This window comes from Frankia gtarii (assembly GCF_025403375.1).
Classification (GTDB): Bacteria; Actinomycetota; Actinomycetes; order Frankiales; family Frankiaceae; genus Frankia; species Frankia gtarii.
Window position 1 is genome coordinate 1 of the sequence record NZ_JAMPTM010000518.1, and the last position, 1650, is coordinate 1650.

Below are 1650 nucleotides of genomic sequence, written 5' to 3' on the forward strand. Positions count from 1 at the left end.
CGCGTAGGGTGCCGGCGATGCCGGCGAGCATCACCGCGACGGCGAGCAGCGCCATGGCCATGGCAAACACCGACATCAGGCCCCCAGGTCGCATCGTCTGCACGGGAGCCCGAACCGTAACTCACCTAGAGTAGTAGTGCGGATACCATAGAGGTCGTGTCGGTGGGCCGTCTGCCGGCCCGACCCGCGTATGCCAGCTCCTCCCGCCGGTCCCCTCTCCCGCGTCGCGGTAGCCGACCGACCGATCGACGTGGGTCCGGCGAGGTCGATGGCCACCATGCGAGTGGTTCCGAATCGTTCTTTCACTCTAGGTAGCCGTCAGCCGACCCTGTCAGCCCAATATCTCGGCGCGGCCCCGACCACTGCCGCCCGCTTCCCCGCCAGCCCGATTTCCAGCCGGACTGTGGCCAGATCGTGCCGAGGTCTAGCCACGGTTCCACGGTCGAAAACCGCGACTAAACCTCGGCATGGCTTCGTGCACAACTGGTCACGGAAAGATGCGAGAGATGCAGCGGCCGATGGGGCGCACCGAACCCCGGACGGCCCGGCCCCCGCGGGGCATCACCGGCCGAGCCGGGCCTCACAGCGCCACCCCCACGTAAGGAGAAGCGGGCCCACGGCAGCAAAGGGACCCTGGCGCAGGCCGCGGCGAGCTGGCCCGACCAGCACGCCGCGGCCATCACCCGATCAGGTCGCCCACAACCACCGAACATCCAGGACTCACTCGTTCTAGCTCCGCACGATCAAGCCGACATGGTCGGAACCCGCGGATGCGCCAGCGGTGGTGCCGATTCCCCCACCAAAGGAGCCTGCCGTTCCGCCGCCGGACCCGCCGCCTCGGCGTGCAACTCCGCCACATCCGCTTCGACGAGCTCGTCGGCCTACCCCGCTGACGGTTCCGCGGAACCGCTCACCCTTCGCTCCCCGCGCCGGGCCGGCTCCGGGAGTCGAGGAACGCCGCGTAGTCGTCCAGCAGCTCCTCGAACTCCGCAATCGTGAAGTATACCGACTCCCACTGCTCATACAACGACTCCAACAGCACCCGATCCCCCTCGATCTCCTGTACGGTGCCGTTCCCTGACACCTCGTCGGCCTTACCCGAGCGGAGAGCCGTCCACGACTTTTGATAGATGCGATACATGGCTGGCTGATTTCCGACGTCGGCCTGTAGGAAATCGGCTACGGCCCTGGCTGTGTTCGCATCTACACCGGTGGATGCGGACACCGTCAAGTCGCCGTCCGCATCCACTTGGAACTGCCATCTCATGTATGCTCCACTCAGGCTTTTTCGTCGGGTTCGCAGAATGCTGTGCGAAGAGTGCCGTCCGGTCCTACGTAGAGTCGAATCGGAACTCCTTCCACCTGCTGTTTCGGAATCTGATTTTCGATCTTACGGCCGTCTGCGAGTGCAGGTGCTATGTGCTTATCGTAGGCCTGGTTGTAGGCTTCCTGGACTGCCTGTCGAACCTTTGAGGTCGACCAGGAGTCCGGAAACATGATGTGGTTTCTTACCTTCTTCTCCTGCCAGGCTCCATCCGACGGTCGCTGGAACTCCACGCGGGCCGCATAGGTTCCGTCCGGAAATTCTCTTTCTATCTCGGTGATGCGGCGGTCGGGTGGGGGATGGCCGTCGGGGGCGCTGTGGAAGCC

2 protein-coding genes are annotated in these 1650 nt (G+C 64.6%); both read right to left on the minus strand.

The genetic code is table 11. The features are described 5' to 3' along the window. Positions 1–910: 910 nt before the first annotated feature. Positions 911–1141: a hypothetical protein gene (locus NBZ83_RS31995; protein ID WP_261576494.1), complete on the minus strand. Its 231-nt coding sequence runs from the start codon at positions 1139–1141 to the stop codon at positions 911–913. Positions 1142–1278: 137 nt separating this feature from the next. Further along, positions 1279–1650: EndoU domain-containing protein (locus NBZ83_RS32000; RefSeq protein WP_261576495.1), on the minus strand; the 372-nt coding region annotated here is incomplete at its 5' end.